The organism is Mangrovibacillus cuniculi, assembly GCF_015482585.1.
Taxonomy (GTDB): domain Bacteria; phylum Bacillota; class Bacilli; order Bacillales; family R1DC41; genus Mangrovibacillus; species Mangrovibacillus cuniculi.
On sequence record NZ_CP049742.1, the window covers coordinates 857,288 to 878,237 of the forward strand.

The 20,950-nt window shown below is 36.8% G+C and carries 16 protein-coding genes and 2 pseudogenes; all 18 read left to right on the forward strand.

What is annotated here, in order from left to right:
• Entirely contained in the window at positions 1-387 is a 387-nt protein-coding gene (locus G8O30_RS04390; RefSeq protein ID WP_239673774.1) for a DUF3397 family protein, read from the forward strand.
• Between the two features lie 75 nt (positions 388-462).
• Positions 463-2,090: pseudogene (gene bshC, locus G8O30_RS04395) on the forward strand (bacillithiol biosynthesis cysteine-adding enzyme BshC).
• Positions 2,091-2,527: 437 nt separating this feature from the next.
• The gene (gene mraZ, locus G8O30_RS04400) at positions 2,528-2,959 is read left to right on the forward strand and encodes a division/cell wall cluster transcriptional repressor MraZ (protein WP_239673775.1); all 432 of its coding nucleotides are present in this window, start codon (positions 2,528-2,530) and stop codon (positions 2,957-2,959) included.
• Positions 2,960-3,005: 46 nt separating this feature from the next.
• The gene (gene rsmH, locus G8O30_RS04405; protein WP_239673776.1) at positions 3,006-3,941 is read left to right on the forward strand and encodes a 16S rRNA (cytosine(1402)-N(4))-methyltransferase RsmH; all 936 of its coding nucleotides are present in this window, start codon (positions 3,006-3,008) and stop codon (positions 3,939-3,941) included.
• 17 nt (positions 3,942-3,958) lie between these two features.
• Complete coding sequence (ftsL, locus tag G8O30_RS04410; RefSeq protein WP_239673777.1) at positions 3,959-4,330, forward strand: cell division protein FtsL; 372 nt, start codon at positions 3,959-3,961, stop codon at positions 4,328-4,330.
• Positions 4,327-6,516, forward strand: coding sequence for a penicillin-binding protein (locus tag G8O30_RS04415; RefSeq protein WP_239673778.1), 2,190 nt, complete (start codon positions 4,327-4,329; stop codon positions 6,514-6,516). The genes ftsL and G8O30_RS04415 overlap by 4 nt, the downstream gene beginning before the upstream one ends.
• A gap of 249 nt (positions 6,517-6,765) precedes the next feature.
• Positions 6,766-8,688 carry a stage V sporulation protein D gene (locus G8O30_RS04420; RefSeq protein ID WP_239673779.1) on the forward strand — a complete coding sequence of 641 codons (1,923 nt, stop codon included), beginning with the start codon at positions 6,766-6,768 and terminating at the stop codon, positions 8,686-8,688.
• A gap of 138 nt (positions 8,689-8,826) precedes the next feature.
• Entirely contained in the window at positions 8,827-10,296 is a 1,470-nt protein-coding gene (locus G8O30_RS04425) for a UDP-N-acetylmuramoyl-L-alanyl-D-glutamate--2,6-diaminopimelate ligase (RefSeq protein ID WP_239673780.1), read from the forward strand.
• Positions 10,297-10,400: 104 nt separating this feature from the next.
• Positions 10,401-11,374: pseudogene (gene mraY / locus G8O30_RS04430) on the forward strand (phospho-N-acetylmuramoyl-pentapeptide-transferase).
• Positions 11,375-11,377: 3 nt separating this feature from the next.
• The gene (murD, locus tag G8O30_RS04435; protein ID WP_239673781.1) at positions 11,378-12,727 is read left to right on the forward strand and encodes a UDP-N-acetylmuramoyl-L-alanine--D-glutamate ligase; all 1,350 of its coding nucleotides are present in this window, start codon (positions 11,378-11,380) and stop codon (positions 12,725-12,727) included.
• 61 nt (positions 12,728-12,788) lie between these two features.
• Complete coding sequence (spoVE, locus tag G8O30_RS04440; RefSeq protein ID WP_239673782.1) at positions 12,789-13,889, forward strand: stage V sporulation protein E; 1,101 nt, start codon at positions 12,789-12,791, stop codon at positions 13,887-13,889.
• A 489-nt stretch (positions 13,890-14,378) separates the two neighbouring features.
• Positions 14,379-15,284 carry a UDP-N-acetylmuramate dehydrogenase gene (gene murB / locus G8O30_RS04445; protein WP_420844611.1) on the forward strand — a complete coding sequence of 302 codons (906 nt, stop codon included), beginning with the start codon at positions 14,379-14,381 and terminating at the stop codon, positions 15,282-15,284.
• A gap of 42 nt (positions 15,285-15,326) precedes the next feature.
• Positions 15,327-16,121: a cell division protein FtsQ/DivIB gene (locus G8O30_RS04450; protein WP_239673784.1), complete on the forward strand. Its 795-nt coding sequence runs from the start codon at positions 15,327-15,329 to the stop codon at positions 16,119-16,121.
• On the forward strand, positions 16,099-16,806 hold the full coding sequence (locus G8O30_RS04455; RefSeq protein ID WP_239673785.1) for a DUF881 domain-containing protein: 708 nt from the start codon (positions 16,099-16,101) through the stop codon (positions 16,804-16,806). Before G8O30_RS04450 ends, G8O30_RS04455 begins: the two co-directional genes overlap by 23 nt.
• A 29-nt stretch (positions 16,807-16,835) precedes the next feature.
• The gene (locus tag G8O30_RS04460; RefSeq protein ID WP_239673786.1) at positions 16,836-17,558 is read left to right on the forward strand and encodes a DUF881 domain-containing protein; all 723 of its coding nucleotides are present in this window, start codon (positions 16,836-16,838) and stop codon (positions 17,556-17,558) included.
• A gap of 3 nt (positions 17,559-17,561) precedes the next feature.
• Positions 17,562-17,912: a small basic family protein gene (locus G8O30_RS04465; RefSeq protein ID WP_239673787.1), complete on the forward strand. Its 351-nt coding sequence runs from the start codon at positions 17,562-17,564 to the stop codon at positions 17,910-17,912.
• Between the two features lie 226 nt (positions 17,913-18,138).
• Positions 18,139-19,434, forward strand: a complete 1,296-nt coding sequence (ftsA, locus tag G8O30_RS04470) for a cell division protein FtsA (protein WP_239673788.1) — start codon at positions 18,139-18,141, stop codon at positions 19,432-19,434.
• A 51-nt stretch (positions 19,435-19,485) separates the two neighbouring features.
• The gene (gene ftsZ, locus G8O30_RS04475) at positions 19,486-20,637 is read left to right on the forward strand and encodes a cell division protein FtsZ (protein WP_239673789.1); all 1,152 of its coding nucleotides are present in this window, start codon (positions 19,486-19,488) and stop codon (positions 20,635-20,637) included.
• Positions 20,638-20,950: the final 313 nt, after the last annotated feature.

Consider the following 20,950-nt stretch of genomic DNA (forward strand, 5'->3'; position numbering starts at 1 on the left):
GTGGAAAACATTGTGATATTTATTTTGTTTTTATTTATTATTGCGCCGTTATTTGTATACATAATTGTTTTTACCATTGCAAAACAATTAACAAAAAAACACAAGAAATCTGTAACGTTGGCATTAGACATGACAACTGTATTTCTAGTGGTGGGTGTTACCGTTCTTTTTTCCTCTATCTTTCAGTATCCTTTAATTTGGTGGAGCATGTTATTATTCTTACTTTTAGTAGTTATCCTAGCGGTTCATCAAAGGCTTACGAAAATAGATATTATTTATCCTGTTATCTTGAAGAGAGTATGGAGAATTCATTTTTTGGTATATGCCATAGCTCACTTTTTACTAATTATCACAGGAATTGTTTTTTCCATTAGAAGCGGATTGTAAGCACATTTTTTTCTTTTCCTAAATTGGAGTGCTATACTTTAGAAACGAATGCCTGTAAAGAAAGGAAATCCCGACATGCAACTGGATAAGATCAGAGTAGAAGAAAAAAATCTCTTCTATCAAACATATGTAAATACACCTAGTAAACTAGCCTCATTCTTTGATTATGGTGTGACGGATGAAGAGTTAAAACGTCGTGCTGGCGACTTGAAAAATAGAGAGTACAATCGAGAAGATTTAGCTGATCATATTAAGTCTTTCATGGGGAAGTATCACTTAACTCAAATGTTCAACAGTCTTTGGAAAAACTGAAAAAACCTGATAGCGTAGTAGTAGTCGGAGGACAGCAAGCTGGAATTCTTACTGGTCCAATGTATACGTTACACAAAATTATTTCTATTATTGTATTGGCTCGACAGCAAGAAGAGAAATTAGGGATACCAGTTGTTCCAGTATTTTGGATAGCTGGAGAAGATCACGATATTCTAGAGGTTAATCATCTATTTGTTGAAAAAGATAAAAAGCTCAAAAAACTTCAAATAGCTCCTAATACCCTATCTAAAAAAATGGTTTCTGATGAAATAATTAGCCAGGATGATTTTGAAAAAGTATTAAGAGATCTTGTTGAATCACTTGGTGAAACACAACATACTAAAGAGCTGGTGAAATTTTTGCGCTCTAGTTTTAAGGAGAACAACACGTATACCGAATGGTTCTCTACGTTGATCAATACTTGGTTTGCTGACTATGGTTTGTTGCTAATAGATGCAGCTGATTCTTCTATTCGTGCATTAGAGGTACCTTTTTTCCATCGGTTGATTGATAAATCTTCTGAAATTACGAACGCTGTTTTAGATCAACAGGAAACTTTATGTGCTAGTGGATATCAGAAGACATTAGAGATTAAGGAAGACGCAACAAATTTATTCTTATATGAAGACCAAGAACGAGAGCTTTTATCATTTGATAAAGATAAAGCAGCTTTTGCTTCAAGTAGCAAAATTTATACAAAAGAGGAACTTAGACAACTCGTAGAAATAGCTCCTTCTAAACTCAGTAATAATGTTGTCACACGACCATTGATGCAGGAATTTCTGCTACCAACCCTAGCTTTTATTGCTGGTCCAGGAGAAGTGTCCTATTGGGGAGAGTTGCAGACTGCTTTCCATGAAGTAGGGTTTACTATGCCTCCTGTTGTCCCTAGACTTCACATTTCCTGGGTAGATAGGAGAATGGAACAGAGCTTGAGAGATCTGGAAATGCCTATTGAACAAGCAATTAGTGGTGAGGTTTCTGTTAAAAGAGAAAAAGCGTTTAAAGCTTTGCAAGACCAAGAACTTTTACATCAGATAGATCATATGAAAGAAATGTTTGATAAAGAATTTGCGGCAATCGAGGAACGCATTCAATCCAAACACACATCTTTAGTTCCTATTATGAAGAAGAACAAAGAGTATCACTATCGCCAATTAGATTTCTTGATAAATAAATCAGTCAAACAAGTGGAACGAGACCATGCTGAATTATTAGAGAGATATAATCGCTTGGAGAGAATGCTGCATCCGTTTGAAGGGTATCAAGAACGAATTTGGAATATTACCTACTTTTTAAATAAGTATGGGTTTTCTATCATCCCAAAACTGATGGATCAACCATTCGAATTTAAAGGAGATCATTATTTGTTACTGATGTCAGGTGAATAAAAGTTTCAAAAAAAAGAGGTTGAAATCACGGACTATATCGTTGATTTCTGCCTCTTTTTTTTGTGCTTGTGTAAGGAACTTTTTTGGAATAGCACACAAAGTTGTTGGAGAGAAAATGATGTGTAAGGTGTCTTGGTTGTTCAAGAAAACAACCATCAATCATCTGACACTAAATGAAAAACGTTACTCCATTTTACCCCTTTTTAAAAAAATCTTTTCTCCACTATTCGCCAAAGGGAGTGTTTTTTTGTGATTACATCCTAGTATTCTCTAACTTTTTACAGCAATTGTAAGAATAAAGAGTGAAATTGTCTACAAAAGACGAAGGAAAAATCGCATAAACTAGAGGGTTTTCCTTACAAAAAAGAGAATCGAGAAATTAGTGGTGAAAAGTGGGGGGATGTGGTACATTAAACGTAGAAAGTGGGGGAACGGATATGTTTATGGGTGAATTTCAACATAACATAGATCCAAAAGGCCGACTGATTATCCCAGCTAAATTCCGTGAACTACTTGGGGAAACCTTTGTAATCACAAGGGGACTAGATCAGTGTTTATTTGGCTACCCTCTAAATGAATGGCAAGTTGTTGAAGAAAAGCTGAAAAAGCTACCCATGACGAAAAAAGATGCACGTGCATTTACTCGATTCTTTTTCTCTGGTGCATCTGAATGTGAACTGGACAAGCAAGGAAGAGTAAATATACCAACAACGTTAACGTCTTATGCAAAACTAGACAAAGAGTGTGTTGTAATAGGAGTATCAAGTCGTATTGAAATATGGGATAAAACAACATGGGAATCTTATTTTGAAGAATCAGAGGATTCTTTCGCTGAAATTGCAGAGAATATGATTGATTTTGATATATAAACCATGCAACTTGTCATCACAGAAGAAGAAGAAGGTGTTAGGAAGAATGTTTAATCATACAACAGTACTATTAAAAGAAACGGTTGATGGTCTAGCTATCAAACCGAATGGAATTTATGTAGATTGCACGCTTGGTGGAGCCGGTCATAGTAGCTACTTGTTAAGTCAGTTATCTGATGAAGGGCATCTTTATTGTTTTGACCAAGATGATGCTGCAATAGCTCACGCGAAAAATTTGTTAGCTCCATTTGAAGGTAAATTTACTATTATAAAATCAAACTTTCGATACATCTCAGAAGAGTTAGAGAAATTGGGTGTAACAGAAGTGGATGGTGTGTTATATGATCTAGGTGTTTCATCTCCTCAGTTAGATACACCAGAAAGAGGATTTAGTTACCACCATGATGCACCACTGGATATGAGAATGGACCAAGATGCAATGCTATCAGCTTATGATGTGGTAAATCAATGGCCATATGAAAGACTTGTATCTATCTTTTTTAAATACGGAGAAGAGAAGTTTTCTAAGCAAATTGCACGAAAGATTGAAGCGGCAAGAGAAATCGAACCGATTAAAACTACCGCAGAATTAGTGGAACTAATAAAAGAGGGGATTCCAGCTCCTGCTAGAAGAAAAGGTGGACATCCTGCCAAAAGGATTTTTCAGGCAATACGGATAGCAGTAAATGATGAGTTAGGTGTTTTTGAGGAGTCTCTTGAGAAAGCAATTTCTATTTTAAAGAAGAATGGACGTATATCGGTTATTACTTTCCATTCACTAGAAGATAGAATTTGTAAATCTACCTTTAAAGAGAAGTCATCTGGCCCAGAGTTACCACCAGGTCTTCCAATGATTCCAAAAGAGTATGAACCAGAGCTTAAACTAATTACGAGAAAACCCATTACGGCGAGTGAAACCGAATTAGAAGAAAATAATAGAGCAAGATCTGCCAAGCTTAGGATTGCAGAGAAGAATAAATAAAAAAGGAGGAGTTAATCGTGAAAAATTCAGCGGCAAAACATATAGATACATACTCACAACCAGTCGAACAACAAACAAAGTTAACTAAATCTGTTTCCATACCTAAAGTGAAAAAAGGAATAACACCTGGTGAAGGGGTTCTGCTTGTATTATTCCTTGTGTTTTTTGCCGTGATTGGCACGAAAGTAGTCGCGGTTTCTTCTTCTGTATATGAAACAAACGCAGCAATCCAAGAGACGAAAAGTGAAATCGCTGCACAAGAAAAAGTAAATACTGATTTAAAGATTGAAGTTAGTGAATTAAGTACATACGAAAGAATATGGGAAAAAGCAAAGGCTAGTGGTCTTGAAATAAATGAAAATAATGTAAAGGTCGTGGAAAAACCATGAACAAACGACCAGGTATGAATAAAGGAGCAATGGGACTAGCAATTTTTTTCTCTGCGCTCTTTTTTCTTTTATTCGGGAGATTTATATTCATTCAAGTGACAGGAGAAGTAGATGGAAGAATCCTTGCTGAAGGGGCTGAACGTCTTTATAAGAGAATGGAAACCATAGATGCAAAACGAGGTACCATTTATGATGAAAATGGTGAAGTGATTGCGGAAGATACATATTCTTATAAAATCGTAGCAGTTCTAGATAAATCCTTGGAAAATCGTCATGTAGAAGATCCTGCGGATACTGCTGACAAACTCGCTCCAATATTAGATATGGAAAGGGAAGACCTATACAATAGGTTATCAAGTGATAAGAAGCAAATTGAATTTGGATCTGCTGGAAGAGATTTAACACCAGAGCAACGCAAACAAATTGAGGAACTTAATATAACCGGTATCAACTTTATTAGAGATGCAAAAAGATTTTATCCTAACGGAGTCTTTTCCTCTCACTTAATTGGGTATGCACAACCTAAAGAAAATAAAGATGGTGAGATAGAATATATAGGTCAAATGGGGATTGAGCAAACATATAACGACATGTTAACAGGTGTTGATGGGAAATATAATTTTCAAGCGGATGCATGGAATATCATCCTTCCAAATTCCGAAGAACTTTTGGAAGAGCCAAAAGACGGAAAAGATATTTACATGACATTAAATAAGCACATTCAGACATTTTTAGAAGATGCTATGAATCAAGTACAACAAGAATATGAGCCAGTCAAAATGATGGCAATAGTGGCAGAAGCGAAGACAGGAAAGGTCGTAGGATTAGCGCAGCGTCCCACTTTTGAAGCAAATACAAGGGATGGAATAAACAATTCGTGGCACAATGAAGTAATAGAAAGCTCCTTTGAACCAGGTTCTACAATGAAAATTTTTACTCTAGCTTCTGCTATTGAAGAAGATAGTTTTAATGGTAATGCAACGTATAAATCAGGTACATACCAGATTGGTAGCGATAGAATCAGAGATCATAATGGTGGACGTGGTTGGGGAGAGATTACCTATTTGGAAGGTTTTCAACGTTCCTCTAACGTAGCCATGGCTAATCTACTAAATAATATGGGACATGAAACATTTAGAAAATATTTAGATAAATTTAGATTTGGTGTTCCAACAGGAATTGAGCTACCTGGAGAAGCATCAGGTTCAATTGTATACAATTATGAGTTAGATAGAATTACAACTGCGTTTGGACAAGGTACAACCGTTAATGCTTTACAGATGGTACAAGCAATGACGGCTATTACAAATAACGGAAAAATGATGAAACCTTATCTAATAGATCGTATTGTGGACCCTTATACCCAAAAGGTGAAAGAAACAAAACCAACTGTTGTTGATACGCCAATTTCCAAAGAAACTGCAAAAAAGACGTTAGATATCATGGAGACGGTTGTTTCTTCTGAAGCTGGTACAGGGAAAGCGTATCAATTAGATGGATATTCCGTTGCTGGTAAAACAGGTACAGCGCAGATATGGGATCCCTCTACTAATCGTTACATGAAAGGTTGGGATAATTATATCTTTTCATTTATGGGAACAGCTCCAGCTGAAGACCCAGAGCTAATTATGTATGTGATGGTGCAACAACCAAATTTAGACGATGAAAAATATGAAAATGGTGCTGTACCAGTTTCTAAAATATTTAATCCAGTAATGAAAAATAGTCTACAATATTTGACTATTACTCCCACTACTGCAAAAGCCGCGAAAACGATTGAATTACCTAGCTTTGAAGGAAACAAAGTAACGGATGTCCAAAAACAACTAGGTGAAGAAGGGGTTCAAACAATTATTATAGGTAATGGCTCAAAAGTGACACATCAATTACCTGTTGAAGGAGAGAAGATTTTAGCAGGAGGCAAAGTCATACTAAGAACAGACGGTGATTTATCTGTTCCCGATATGATTGGTTGGTCTAAAAGAGATGTGTTGAAAGTAGCGGAGATTGCCGAATTACCTTTTAATTTTGTGGGACAAGGGTATGCTGTTAAACAAAGTTTAAAGCCTAATTCTCCAGTAAAAGAAGGAGATCCTTTGGTAGTCAACTTTAATACGCAAGAACAAATAATTAAAGAAGAAAATAGAGAACCGAAGGAACCGGAAGAGGATGCACCTTTAAACTAAATATAAATAATCTTATCTCTATTAAAAATAGATTAAGAGAACATAGATAAACAGGTGCGTTCTTATAAAATGCACCTGTTTTTTTATGTTAAAGGTATTTGATTGCTTTATAAATTGCTACATGCAGTCACTTTGGTGTTTGTTTTTGTAACTCTAAGTTTTACTATATGATTTACCACAAAAATACCGTTCTAACTCACAATGGTACAAGCATACATTCTAAAGAATGGGTAAGGGAGGTACGTACGAATGGCGAAAAGAGTGTCTAATGTTACAGTGAGAAAAAGACTTGCCTTTGTGTTATTAGCAGGATTATTAATTTTTTCTATTATTGATATTCGACTAGGTTTTGTGCAATTGGTGAAAGGTGACTGGCTGATGGACGGTGCGCGTGATCTTTGGGGAAGGAATATAAAATTTGAACCAGAAAGAGGAAAAATTGTTGATAGAAATGGTGTAGAATTAGCCACCAATCAAAGTTCACCTACCGTTTATGTTGTACCAAGACAAGTGAAAGATCCAGCTTCGACAGCGGATGCTCTTGCTACAATATTAGGGGCGTCTAAAGAAGAGATCTATAAGGAGATAACAAAGAAAGAATCAAATATTCGATTAAAATCAGGGAGAAAGATTTCCTACGAACTAGCCACAAAAATAAAAAATCTAGACATTGAAGGGGTCTATGTAGCGGAAGACTCCACTCGATATTATCCTAATGGGAGTTACCTTTCTCATGTACTAGGCTTTGCTGGTATAGATAATCAAGGTTTAATGGGTCTTGAATTAGAATATGATAAGGAACTTAGTGGAGAAGTGGGGAGTGTTCAAATATACTCGACTGCTAAGGGAGAGAAAATGCCTGGAATGACAGATGATTATGAAGAACCAAAAGATGGACTGAATTTAGGCTTAACTATAGACACCAATGTACAAACCATTATTGAAAGAGAACTAGATTTAGCCACTGCTAAATATAATCCTGACGGGGCAGTTGCGATTGCTATGGATCCTAACACAGGAGAAATATTAGGGATGTCTAGCCGTCCAACATTTAATCCTAGTAATTTTAGAGATGTATCGCCTGATATTTATAATAGAAATCTACCGATTTGGTCGACGTATGAGCCTGGGTCGACATTTAAAATAATAACTTTAGCTGCAGCTCTTGAAGAAGGTAAAGTAGATTTAGAAAAAGAAAAGTTTCATGACCCAGGTTATGTTGAAGTGGCAGGTGCTACACTTCATTGTTGGAAGCGAGGGGGCCACGGCACACAAACATTCTTAGAAGTTGTGCAAAATTCTTGTAACCCGGGTTTTGTTGAGTTAGGACAGCGTTTAGGTAAAGAGAAACTTTTTGACTATATTCATGACTTTGGTTTTGGAGAAAAAACAGGAATTGACCTTCAAGGAGAAGGAAGCGGTATTCTATTTAAGTTAGATAGAGTTGGTCCTGTCGAGCTAGCAACTACCGCATTTGGTCAAGGTGTAGCTGTTACACCAATTCAGCAAGTTGCAGCAGTAGCAGCTGCAGTAAACGGTGGAACGTTGTATCAACCGTTTGTTGCCAAAGAATTGACGGATCCTAGAACTGGTGAAACAGTTATGCAGAAATCACCAGTCGCAAAAAGGAAAGTCATTTCAGAGGAAACCTCTAAAGAGATTCGCTACGCATTAGAGAGTGTTGTTGCACAAGGTACAGGTAAAGGTGCGTTTGTGGAAGGGTATCGTGTAGGTGGAAAGACAGGAACAGCCCAAAAAGCAGTAAATGGTAGATATTTAGAAAATAACCACATTGTTTCATTTATTGGTTTTGCACCAGCGGATGACCCTCAAATTGTCGTATATGTTGCAGTTGATAATCCTAAAGGAACTGTTCAATTTGGTGGAGTAGTAGCAGCTCCAATTGTTGGGAACATTATTGAGGATAGTATGATGGCTTTAAATGTAAAACCAAGGAAGGATCAAATTGAAAAAGTTCCGTCACCCATTGACCCTCCTACTATTGAAGTGCCTGATTTAACTGGAATGACAAAAAAAGAAATCATTCAACAATTTTGGGATCTAAAATTAGACGCATCAGGTGTGGGTGAAAAGGTCATTTCACAAAGTCCATCCGCAGGGACGAAAGTAGCAGCTGGATCAACAGTAAGGGTATTCTTAGGAGAAAATTAGTAGGAATGCGTTTTCAATTTTTCTAATATAGGTCAAGAGAGATATTTTCAAGGGGAGATGGTGATTTTCATAGCATCTCCCCTTATTTTTCGATAAAATGGAAGTTGGTATGATTTATTTTTTGAAAGGACGTTTTAAATGAATATTCATGAACTTGTACAATCCCTTCCTGGTGTTCGCTTTGAAGGTGACAATATTAATATAACAAGTATTGAACATGATTCTAGAAAGGTACAAAGTGGGAGCTTATTTGTATGTGTTAATGGATTAACAGTCGATGGGCATAACTTTGTAGGAAAAGCTATTGAAAATGGAGCGGTAGCTATTGTAGCAGAGAGAGAAGTCGATGCTACGGTACCGGTAATCATGGTGAATGACTCTAGCCGTTCCTTAAGCATACTAGCAGATACATTTTACAACTCTCCAACTTCTTCTTTTTCTTTAGTGGGAGTAACTGGAACAAATGGTAAGACGACAGTAACTCACTTAATTGAAAAGATTGCGAAAGATCGTGGAGAGAAAACAGGGTTATTAGGAACCATGTATCGTAAAATCGGTGAGAAAGTACTTCCTTCCACCCACACGACTCCAGATGTCGTAACGTTGCAAAAGACATTTTTAGAAATGAAAGAAGAACATGTAACGGTAGCTGCTATGGAGGTTTCTTCCCATGCATTAGTACAAGGTAGAGTTCATGGTTGTGATTTTGATGTTGCTGTTTTCACTAACTTGACCCAAGACCACTTAGACTACCATGGAACAATGGAGGAGTATGCTCATGCAAAATCTCTTCTTTTCTCCCAACTAGGGAACGCATATAAAAAACCATTGAAGTATGCAGTTATTAATCTTGACGACGACTACGCTGAGATAATGTTACAAGCAACAGCTGTCCCTGTTTTTACATACAGTTTAGAAGACAAACGTGCACACTTCTCTGTAACTAACATTCAAACGTCTAATACAGGTACAAAATTCACTCTTCATTCACCTGAAGGTACAAAAAGAGTCACTATCCAAATGGTTGGGTTATTCTCTATCTATAATGTTTTAGCGGCTCTGGCAACAGGTTATGCATTAGGATATGACCTAGATGAGATGATTGTTTCACTTGGTGAGGTGAAAGGTGTACCTGGGAGATTCGAATTAGTGAATGCAGGGCAAGACTTTACTATTATTGTAGATTATGCCCATACTCCAGACAGCTTAGAAAATGTCTTATCTACTATTAATTCATTTGCAAAACAACAAATTATTACTGTTGTAGGTTGTGGTGGAGATCGTGATCGTACGAAAAGGCCAAAAATGGCAAAGGTTGCAAGTGACCTTTCATCTAAAGTCATCTTAACTTCTGATAACCCAAGAACAGAAGACCCCGAAGTAATTTTAGAGGAAATGTTACCTGGTGTGACAAAGGATAATGCTTCTGTCATAGTAGATAGAAAAGAAGCGATTGAAAAAGCAATCTCACTAGCTAATCCTGGAGACATTATCTTAATTGCAGGTAAAGGACATGAAACGTATCAGGAAATAAATGGGGTTAGAACAAACTTCGATGATCGAGAAGTTTCCAAAGAAGCAGTAGTTTTTACTCAAAAAAATAAATGACTTCTTCCAAGTAGGACAGTCACATAAGATACTAAGTAGATATGAGGGATTAGAAATGATTTGTATTGAACGAACAAACATGAAGCAAAGAAAGGAGAAGACACATGCTTGAACAAGTTATGATATTCACATTAGTAATGGCATTCTTAGTAACAGTTGTCTTATCTCCTTTCTTTATTCCGTTCTTAAGAAGATTAAAATTCGGACAAAGTATTAGAGAAGAAGGACCTAAGTCACATCAAAAGAAATCTGGTACTCCTACAATGGGGGCATTGTTTTTATTCTTTCCATTGTCTTAACTACCATTGTTATGACAGGGAAATTTACAGACTTAAGTGCACACACAATGATTCTATTATTGGTATTAGTTGGATTCGGCTTGTTAGGATTTTTAGATGACTTTATTAAGGTAGTACTAAAAAGAAACTTAGGTTTAACTTCTAAGCAAAAGTTGTTTGGACAGATAATAATATCCGTCATCTTTTTCTTGGTTTTAAAACAAACAGGGTTTGATACTACTATAAGTATCCCTTTAACGGAAATTTCATTTGACCTTGGATGGCTGTATAGTCTGCTAATTATTTTTTGGCTAGTTGGATTCTCAAATGCAGTAAACTTAACAGACGGATTAGATGGTCTTGTTTCTGGTACTTCTGCTGTTGCATTTGGTGCTTTTGCAGTATTAGCCTGGAATGCAAGTCAGTTGGATGTTGCTATTTTCTCTATTGCAGTGGTAGGTGCTGTTTTAGGTTTCTTAGTATTTAATGCTAATCCAGCCAAGATCTTTATGGGAGATACAGGTTCGTTAGCTTTAGGTGGAGCAATCGCTGCAATTGCTATTTTAACTAAACTGGAAATTTTACTAATTTTAATTGGTGGAGTTTTTGTCATAGAAACATTATCCGTTATCATTCAAGTTGCTTCATTTAAGTTAACAGGAAAAAGAGTGTTTCGAATGGCACCACTTCATCATCATTATGAATTAGTAGGATGGTCTGAGTGGAGAGTAGTTGTGACTTTTTGGGTAGTTGGTTTACTATTAGCAGCTTTAGGTATTTATATTGAAGTGTGGGTGTAAACAATGAAAATGATAAGCGAATATACACATAAAAAAGTCTTAGTTGTGGGTTTAGCGAAAAGTGGCGTTAGCGCTTCTACCTTATTACATTCGTTAGGAGCATTTGTAACCGTAAACGACTTTAAGCCTTTTTCCGAAAACCATGATGCTCAATCCTTATTAGAAAAAGGAATTACTGTTATTTGTGGCCATCACCCTGTGGAACTGTTAGAAGAGGGTTTTGAATTAGTTGTAAAGAATCCTGGCATACCATATAACAATCCAATGATTCAAAAAGCAGTTGAAAAAGGAATTCCAGTAATTACAGAAGTAGAACTGGCTTACCAAGTATCAGAAGCTCCAATCATTGGAATTACAGGTACAAATGGCAAGACCACTACAACTACTCTATTATTTGAGATGTTAGTAGAATCAAATAAGCGTCCGTTGATTGCCGGTAATATCGGTACTGTGGCTTCGGAAGTGGCAAAAGACGCTACGAGTGAAGATACGATGGTAGTGGAACTTTCTTCTTTCCAACTCATGGGGATTCAAACGTTTAGACCAAGAATTGCAATCATCACAAATATTTATGAGGCACACTTAGATTACCACGCTTCTCTAGAAGAATACGAACAAGCTAAAATTGCTTTACTTTCTAATCAAGTAGAGGAAGACTGGGTAGTTTATAATGCGGATCAAGAACATGTAGACCGATATGTTCAAAGTGCAGGTGCTCAAAAAGTTCCTTTTAGCAGAAAGAAAAAAGTAGATGGTGCTTATGTTGATAGAGGTTTCGTGTACTTTAAGAATGAAGAAGTGATAGCGATAGATGAGATTGCTTTAGCTGGTACACATAATTTAGAAAATGTTCTTGCTGCTACTGCAGCTGCCTTAACATGGGGTAGTTCTTTAGAAGCTGTCAGAACTGTTCTTCGAAGATTTAATGGTGTGAAGCATCGAACGCAATTCGTAGCAGATATTCAAGGTAGAAAATTCTACAACGATTCCAAAGCAACCAATATTTTAGCAACAAAAAGTGCATTAGAAGGGTTCACCACTCCTGTTGTTTTACTTGCTGGAGGATTAGATCGAGGAAATGAATTTGATGAACTAATTCCCTACTTTAAAAATGTAAAAGGGTTAATTACGTTTGGAGAAACAGCAGAAAAACTTGAACGCGTTGGGAAAGAAGCGGGGATAAAACACATTCAACGTGTCGATAATGTGGCTAAGGCTGTCCCTGTTGCTTATGAAATATCAGAAGAAAATGATACTATTCTTCTTTCTCCAGCTTGTGCAAGTTGGGATCAATATAAGACTTTTGAGATTCGTGGTGATATTTTCATAGATGCGGTGCATAAACTGAAATAAGGGCTTGTCCGCAAAGATCAAACAGGGCGAGCGCTAATTTGTTGCTCGAGGTGTCGCATTTATGCCCTTTAAAAAATCGAATCCAGACTTTATTTTATTGCTAGTAACATTTACGCTATTGGCGATTGGCCTCATTATGGTTTACAGTGCTAGTGCCGTTTGGGCTGATTACAAATTTAATGACTCTTTTTACTTTGCTAAAAGACAAATGCTCTTTGCTGGTGTTGGAATCGTCGCGATGTTCTTCATTATGAACGTGGAATATTGGGTGTGGCGAAAGTGGTCAAAAGTATTGGTGATTATTTGCTTTATTCTACTTGTAGCCGTTTTGATACCTGGTGTAGGGATGACAAGGAATGGGTCTACGAGTTGGATTGGAGTAGGAGCCTTTTCTATACAGCCTTCTGAATTTATGAAACTTGCGATGATTGCCTTTTTAGCCAAGTTTTTATCAGAAAATCAAAAGCATATTATTACAGTGAAGAAAGGCCTATTCCCATCTTTAGGATTAGTTTTTCTTGCTTTTGGAATGATCATGCTTCAGCCCGATTTAGGGACAGGAACTGTAATGGTTGGGACATGCGTAGTTATGATCTTTGTAGCGGGTGCTAGAATCGCGCATTTCGCATTTCTTGGGTTACTGGGAGTCGCTGGTTTTGTTGGATTAGTACTTTCTGCACCATACAGAATGAAGAGGATTACCTCTTTCTTAGATCCATGGTCTGATCCATTAGGTAGCGGGTTTCAAATTATCCAATCTCTATATGCTATTGGACCAGGTGGATTGTTTGGACTAGGATTAGGGGAAAGTAGACAAAAGTTCTTTTACTTACCGGAACCACAAACTGATTTTATATTTGCAATATTAGCAGAGGAACTCGGGTTCATTGGAGGCACACTCATCTTGTTGCTGTTTGGGGTATTGCTTTGGAGAGGGGTAAGGGTAGCATTAGGTGCACCCGATCTCTATGGTACCTTTATTGCAATAGGTATTATCTCTATGGTAGCTATTCAAGTAATGATCAATGTAGGTGTTGTGACAGGGATGATGCCAGTTACAGGTATCACTCTACCATTCTTGAGTTACGGTGGTTCTTCTTTGACATTAATGCTAATGGCTGTAGGTGTTCTACTGAATGTTAGTCGATATGCTAAATTGTAAATCACGTACATCTTTAAAACTGTAGTACGAAAGAGGTTGGGACAATACTAAAAAAGGTACATTCGGAAAAAACGAATGTACCTTTTTTGCGCTGCATTTGAATTAATAATATTGCAGAATTAGTGCTTTTATTGAATATTTTTTGGGATTGGAGCGGAAGGGGGCGACTCCTACGGGAAAGGTGGGTTACTGAGACCCCACAGGAGCGTACGCAAAGTGATGCCGTGTCCAGCTGAAGCGGAAATCCCGGTGCAGTAACTTTTTGGTTTAATTTAGCAATAAAAAATTACGTAAGAACACAGACAATCTAAAAAAGAATATACTAAACACATGAAAAATGTTCCTATTTGTCCATCGAAGTAGCTATTTTTTCTATTCTTATAGGATCTAAAGTGTGTTTCGTGCATTTTTTTAGTATAATGACCTGTATACATTGAATGTCTAAGAAAAGGAATGTCTGAATTAGGAGTTGTTATTGTGAAAGAATGGATGAAAGAAATTCAAAATGCTAACGTAGGTATTGTAAAAATAAATGAAGAATTAGCAAGTCACACTACTATGAAGGTTGGAGGACCAGCAGATATTCTAGTTGAGCCTGATTCATTGCAGTCTTTAAAAAAAGTAATGGAGATTGTAAGAAAACACAACACACCATGGACAGCTATTGGAAGAGGTTCTAATCTTCTAGTTCACGATGGTGGAATTGAAGGAGTAGTGATTAAGTTAGGAAAAGGAATTGATCACCTGGAGGAAAATGGGGATAAAATGGTGGTTGGCGCAGGATATTCCCTTATTGTCTTAGCTACTCAATTAAGTAGGAAAGGCTTAAAAGGTCTTGAGTTTGCAGCAGGGATTCCAGGATCTCTTGGTGGAGCGGTCTACATGAATGCAGGCGCTCATGGTTCTGATATGTCTCAGATTGTTACGAAAGTACACATTCTTTTTGAAGACGGAACAATGGAATGGCTAACAAACGACGAAATGAAGTTTGCTTATAGAACATCTGTTTTACAACAAGAAAGACCTGGAATTGTACTAGAGGCTGAATTACTTTTAGAGCCAGGAGATAAAACAGAGATTACAGACCAACTGAAAAAGAATAAAGATTATCGTAGAGATACACAACCTTGGAATCATCCTTGTGCTGGAAGTATTTTCCGTAATCCACTTCCAAAATACGCAGGTCAACTTGTTGAATCTAGTGGGTTAAAGGGTCATCAAGTTGGTGGGGCAAGAATATCTGATATGCATGGGAATTTTATTGTGAATGCAGGCGGTGCTAAAGCTCAAGATGTGTTAAACTTAATTCAACATATAAAAGGAAAAATTAAGGAAGAACATGATGTGGAGATGCATACAGAAGTAGAGATTATTGGTAGAGAATCAAAAGAATAATCACCATATTAATTTAACGGGTAGAGGGAGTGTAATCGCGGGATGTCAGAGAAAAAAATAGTGCAATTAGAAGACCGCGTACCCAAATTAAAAGTTCAACGTAGAAGAAGGGCTAACCGACGATTTTATGTTTTGGTATTGATTCTTTCCATACTAATTGTTGGGGTTGCGTATTTGCAATCCCCTTTTAGTCGTGTTCAAGCAATTAACATAAATGGGAATGTTTTTTTAACAGATGAGGAAATTTTGGGTGCTATCGCTATTTCACCTGGAGACAGTATTTGGAGTATGAAAAAAGAAGCTGTCATTACACAACTGAAAGAACAACCAGAAATAAAAGATGCGATAATTGAGCGTAAATTACCTTCTACACTAACTATTACAGTAACGGAATATCGACCTGTAGCATTTGTTATGGAAGAATCAGAATTTGTCCCCATCCTAGAAACTGGACAACCTTTAACAAAAGGTAGTGACGCAATTCAAGCGATTGACGCCCCATTATTATCAAACTTTAAGGATAAAGCTGTTAGAGAGAAATTAGTAGAAGAATTAAGTAAATTAGACTCATCCGTGCGATCGTCTATTTCAGAAATAACGTCTACGCCACGTGAAACAGATCCATATAATATTACTATGTTTATGAACGATGGTTTTGAAGTTAGAGCATCGATTTTAACATTTCGTGAAAAGTTAAATTATTATCCAACGATTGTTAATCAGTTAAATCCTGATATTAGAGGGTATATAGACCTTGAAGTTGGGACGTTCTTTAAATCGTATGAAACACCTCAAGTAGAAGGGGAGGGGACTAATGAAGAAGAGAGTAGCGAGTAAACAAGTAATATTTGCTATTATCTCTCTTGTATTAGGTTTTATATTAGCCTTTTCTTACAGTGCGGCAAGGGAAAAACTAAGTGGTGCACCACCTGTTTCGAACAGACAATACCTAGAAGAAGAACAGTTAAGAGCAGATTTAATCGGGATACAAGAGAAGAATAGACAATTACAACAAGAATTATTTCTACAACAAGATTCTTTACGAGAGATGGAACAAGAGTTTTCCAAGGATACACAAGTATACAGAAATATGGTGGAAGATGCAGAGAAACTAAGGATGTATCTTGGGAAAGTGAAGATTAGTGGTGCAGGTGTAAATGTTACTTTAGAAGATGCGGAATATGATCCGAGTGATCCTAATGTTAATAATTATATTGTACATGAAAGGCATGTATTTAAAGTAATTAATGAATTATACATAGCTGGTGCTTCGGCAGTTGCAATAAATGGACAAAGAATTTCACATCAATCCTACATCGTTTGCACTGGACCGGTCATTACAGTAGATGGTGTACAACATCCGGCTCCTTTTGTCATTTCGGCAATTGGGGATGCAGATGTCTTACTTTCTGCCTTAAACTTAGTAGGCGGAGTGAAAGATCAATTAGTAAATGATCAGATTGTGGTGAAATTAGAACAAAATCAAAATTTGACTTTTGATGCAGTTTTTCGTGAGTCCTAAAATAATCATGTGATGAAAGGGAAGTTAGAATGAAACGAAAAATTAGCACACGCTTCACTCTTATAACTTTACTAATAGGCTTTATGGTTGCTATCCAATTTCGTTCCGTTCAAAGTCCAGAAATCCGTGATACAAGAGATATATGGGAACTCAGACAAGCTATTTCGGAACAGCGAGCAATTCAATCACAACTTCTTGCAGAAGTTAGCTCAGTAGAGTCAAATATTAAAACATTTGAAAATGAAAGAGTAGATAGCAAAGAAGAAGCATTACGTAAAACGTTAGACAGTTTAGAGAAAGAAGCAGGACTTACTGAGGTAACTGGACCAGGTATAATGTTGACATTTGAACCTTTGAAAGAAGAGCTTCTATTTGGTCAAACTACACCTTCTATTACTCCTGAATTACTAGATCGACTGGTGAATGAGTTGAATTTATATCAAGCGAAAGAAATTTCTATTGATGGACAAAGAGTCATCAACACTACTGTGATAAGAGACATAAATGGAGAGACAAAAGTGGATAACCATTCATTACGATCTTTTCCTTTTACTATTATAGTACTTACACGTGATATGAAGTCAGCAAACGAACTTTATAATCGAATTAGTGTTGCAAATGTCATTGATGATTTTTTTATTGATAATTTAACGGTTAGAATTGATGAACCAAAACGCGGTTTAACAGTTCCAGCTTACAATCAACCATTAAGAATTCGCCATATGGAAATAGTAGAAGAAAAAGGAGAATAAAGTATGTGGCTGCCGATTTTAGGTTTAATAATAGGAATTGTACTAGGCCTTTCCGCAGATATTAGTGTTCCTGACCAATATTCTAATTATTTATCTATTGCTGTACTTGCAGCTTTAGATACACTTTTTGGAGGTATAAGGGCCCATCTACAAGGAGTATATGATGATAAAGTCTTTGTTTCGGGTTTCTTTTTTAACATTATCTTAGCAGCAAGTTTAGCTTTTCTAGGAGTACATCTTGGTGTAGACTTATATTTAGCGGCTGTATTTGCTTTTGGAGTTCGACTATTTCAAAATATAGCAGTAATTAGAAGGCTAGCAATTACAAAATGGTCCTCAAAAGTTGAAAAATGATGTTAAAATAGCAGGATAATTTCTATAAACGTCGAATTAATTAGAAAAGTCATAGTTATAACAATTTTTCTTTAATCAGTTAAACTTCTTTTACTAGTAACTGGTTAAATATGTTATACTACTATCTGACAAATAGTAAATTTAGATAGTAAATGTTAATGTAAAGATATTAAAAGGAATAATGATCTTTTGATCATGGTCATGCGCGTGAAGGAGGTGCCGCAGAATGAACAACCAAGAATATTATATTTCGTTAGACATCGGTACATCCAGCGTAAAAGTGATACTCTGTGAGATGGTACAAGATTCATTGACCATTATCGGTGTTGGAAATGTTCGTTCTCAAGGAATTAAAAAGGGATTAATAGTAGATATGGAAGCTACTGTTCAATCTATTCGAAAAGCTGTAGAAAAAGCGGAAAGAGTAGTTGGAGCAACTATTCGTGATGTTATTGTCACCATACCTGCTACACAAGCAACTATACAACCTTCTGATAGTTTACTTTTATTACCAGAACAAAATCACGAGATTACTAGTGAAGATATTGGTAAGGTTATAGAAGGTGCACAAATTATTTCTATTCCACCGGAAAAAGAGATTATTAACTTTGTACCGGAACAATTTCTAGTAGATGAAATTGATGAAATATTAGATCCGCGAGGAATGACTGGTAAAAGATTAGAAGTAGAAGGCTTCCTTACATTAACATCTAAAACGATGTTACATAACATGCTTCGTGCAGTTGAGAAAGCAGGTTTAAATACGCTAGATATCGTCCTTCAACCATTAGGTGCCGGAATGATGGCACTGTCAGATGACGAGAGGGAACATGGCGTAGCTTTAGTGGATATCGGTGGAGGTTCTACAACCGTCTCCCTATTCTATCGTGGGCATTTACAACATACCTTCTCCATTCCAATTGGAGGAGAGAGAATTACTAGTGACCTAGCTATAGGATTATCTACATCTCAAGATGAAGCAGAGTTAATAAAACGAAAATACGGTCATGCCTTTGTTGATGATGCTTCTGACGAAGTATATTTTAGTGTACCTAAAGTCGGAAGTGATCAACATCAACAATTCAATCAAGTCGAAGTGGCTGATATGATTGAAGCTAGATTAGAAGAGTTGTTTTATTTTATTCAAGACGAACTTGCTAGGTTAAATGTAAGAGACTTACCTGGAGGGTTTGTTTTAACAGGTGGGGTAGTAAACTTACCCGGTGTATTGGACTTAGCTCAAGAAGTATTAAAAAACCGAACCAGAGCTGCAGTTCCAGATTATCTTGGAGTGCGTGAACCAGAATACACAACTAGTATAGGAACGATCTTGTTTGCTCACCAAATGGCCAAGCTTCAAGGTATTTCCTTAACAGTTAATACTTCTCCAAACTCTGAAAGTGGGGAAGTCAAATCAAATAAAAATACGAAACCAGTAAAACAAAAGAACACAATGCAAGATGAAGAAAAAGACGATAAACCTTCAGCAATGAAGAGATTGTTAGGATACTTTTTTGATTAATTAGTAAAGAAGATTTGTTCGTGTAATGATCACGAAATAGGAGGATCAGTCATGTTGGAGTTTGATACGAATCTAGATCAATTAGCTACAATTAAAGTTATTGGTGTCGGCGGTGGCGGTAACAACGCTGTAAACCGAATGATTGAACATGGAGTTCAAGGTGTAGAATTTATTGCTGTAAATACAGATGCACAAGCGTTAAACCTATCAAAAGCAGAAGTGAAAATGCAGATTGGTGCAAAATTAACTCGTGGTCTTGGAGCAGGTGCTAACCCTGAAGTTGGGAAAAAAGCAGCTGAAGAAAGTCGTGAGCAAATCGAGGAAGTTTTAGGCGGAGCGGATATGGTATTCGTCACTGCTGGAATGGGTGGAGGAACAGGAACTGGTGCTGCACCTGTAATCGCACAGATTGCAAAAGAACTTGGAGCACTTACAGTTGGTGTTGTTACAAGACCATTTACTTTCGAAGGTAGAAAGCGTCAAACACAAGCAGCAAATGGAATCGCAGCAATGAAAGAAGCTGTTGATACACTAATCGTGATTCCTAATGATCGTCTACTAGAAATCGTAGACAAGAGTACTCCAATGCTTGAAGCATTCCGTGAAGCGGATAATGTTCTTCGACAAGGTGTACAAGGTATCTCTGATTTAATTGCTACTCCTGGATTAATCAACCTTGACTTTGCTGATGTGAAAACAATCATGTCTAACAAAGGGTCTGCTCTAATGGGTATTGGTGTAGCTACTGGTGAAAACCGTGCGGAAGAAGCTGCGAAAAAAGCTGTTTCCTCTCCATTACTAGAAACAAAAATTACTGGAGCACAAGGTGTCCTAATGAATATCACTGGTGGTACAAACCTTAGCCTTTATGAGGTTCAAGAAGCCGCAGATATCGTAGCAAATGCTTCAGATGCAGAAGTAAATATGATTTTCGGATCTGTTATTAATGAAAACCTAAAAGATGAGATTGTCGTAACTGTTATCGCAACAGGCTTTAACGAAGAAGCTATTCAAATGTCTTCAACTAGAGGTGGAAAGCAAACCATCATGGGTGGAGCTCGTCAGACACAAACAAGACAAGAAGCTGCCCCTGTTAGAGAGGAAGCGCCAGTGGAACAGCCAACGCGTGCTGCTAATTCATCTTCTCAAGAAGAAGCGTTAGATATTCCAGCGTTCCTACGAAACAGAAACCGTCGTCGCTAATGTAATTCAAGAACTAGCAGAGAACGAAAAATTGGAAATTATAAAAAAAAACAGGTGATTCTGATATGATTCACCTGTTTTTTTTTATGGATAATTTCAAAAACAGAAATTATGATTCAATACAAAATCCCTATGCAATCAAAATTAATTACTTCTCCTAATCCGACAATATTAGCACCTTCAAAATAGTAGTCTGACAGAATTCGCCCGAACTTCTAAAAAACTTCATAAAAACTCTCTCATAATGTGACAGCATTTCCCATACAATTTTAATAAGATAAACCTATACACTTTCTACTAGTAAATTTGGCAA

What these genes read in the sequence shown, in the direction of transcription:
- mraZ (WP_239673775.1), top strand. Translation starts at nt 2,528, where the DNA reads ATGTTTATGGGTGAATTTCAACATAACATAGATCCAAAAGGCCGACTG.
- rsmH (WP_239673776.1), top strand. Translation starts at nt 3,006, where the DNA reads ATGTTTAATCATACAACAGTACTATTAAAAGAAACGGTTGATGGTCTA.
- G8O30_RS04415 (WP_239673778.1), top strand. Translation starts at nt 4,327, where the DNA reads ATGAACAAACGACCAGGTATGAATAAAGGAGCAATGGGACTAGCAATT.
- G8O30_RS04420 (WP_239673779.1), top strand. Translation starts at nt 6,766, where the DNA reads ATGGCGAAAAGAGTGTCTAATGTTACAGTGAGAAAAAGACTTGCCTTT.
- G8O30_RS04425 (WP_239673780.1), top strand. Translation starts at nt 8,827, where the DNA reads ATGAATATTCATGAACTTGTACAATCCCTTCCTGGTGTTCGCTTTGAA.
- murD (WP_239673781.1), top strand. Translation starts at nt 11,378, where the DNA reads ATGAAAATGATAAGCGAATATACACATAAAAAAGTCTTAGTTGTGGGT.
- spoVE (WP_239673782.1), top strand. Translation starts at nt 12,789, where the DNA reads ATGCCCTTTAAAAAATCGAATCCAGACTTTATTTTATTGCTAGTAACA.
- murB (WP_420844611.1), top strand. Translation starts at nt 14,379, where the DNA reads ATGAAAGAAATTCAAAATGCTAACGTAGGTATTGTAAAAATAAATGAA.
- G8O30_RS04450 (WP_239673784.1), top strand. Translation starts at nt 15,327, where the DNA reads ATGTCAGAGAAAAAAATAGTGCAATTAGAAGACCGCGTACCCAAATTA.
- G8O30_RS04455 (WP_239673785.1), top strand. Translation starts at nt 16,099, where the DNA reads ATGAAGAAGAGAGTAGCGAGTAAACAAGTAATATTTGCTATTATCTCT.
- G8O30_RS04460 (WP_239673786.1), top strand. Translation starts at nt 16,836, where the DNA reads ATGAAACGAAAAATTAGCACACGCTTCACTCTTATAACTTTACTAATA.
- G8O30_RS04465 (WP_239673787.1), top strand. Translation starts at nt 17,562, where the DNA reads ATGTGGCTGCCGATTTTAGGTTTAATAATAGGAATTGTACTAGGCCTT.
- ftsA (WP_239673788.1), top strand. Translation starts at nt 18,139, where the DNA reads ATGAACAACCAAGAATATTATATTTCGTTAGACATCGGTACATCCAGC.
- ftsZ (WP_239673789.1), top strand. Translation starts at nt 19,486, where the DNA reads ATGTTGGAGTTTGATACGAATCTAGATCAATTAGCTACAATTAAAGTT.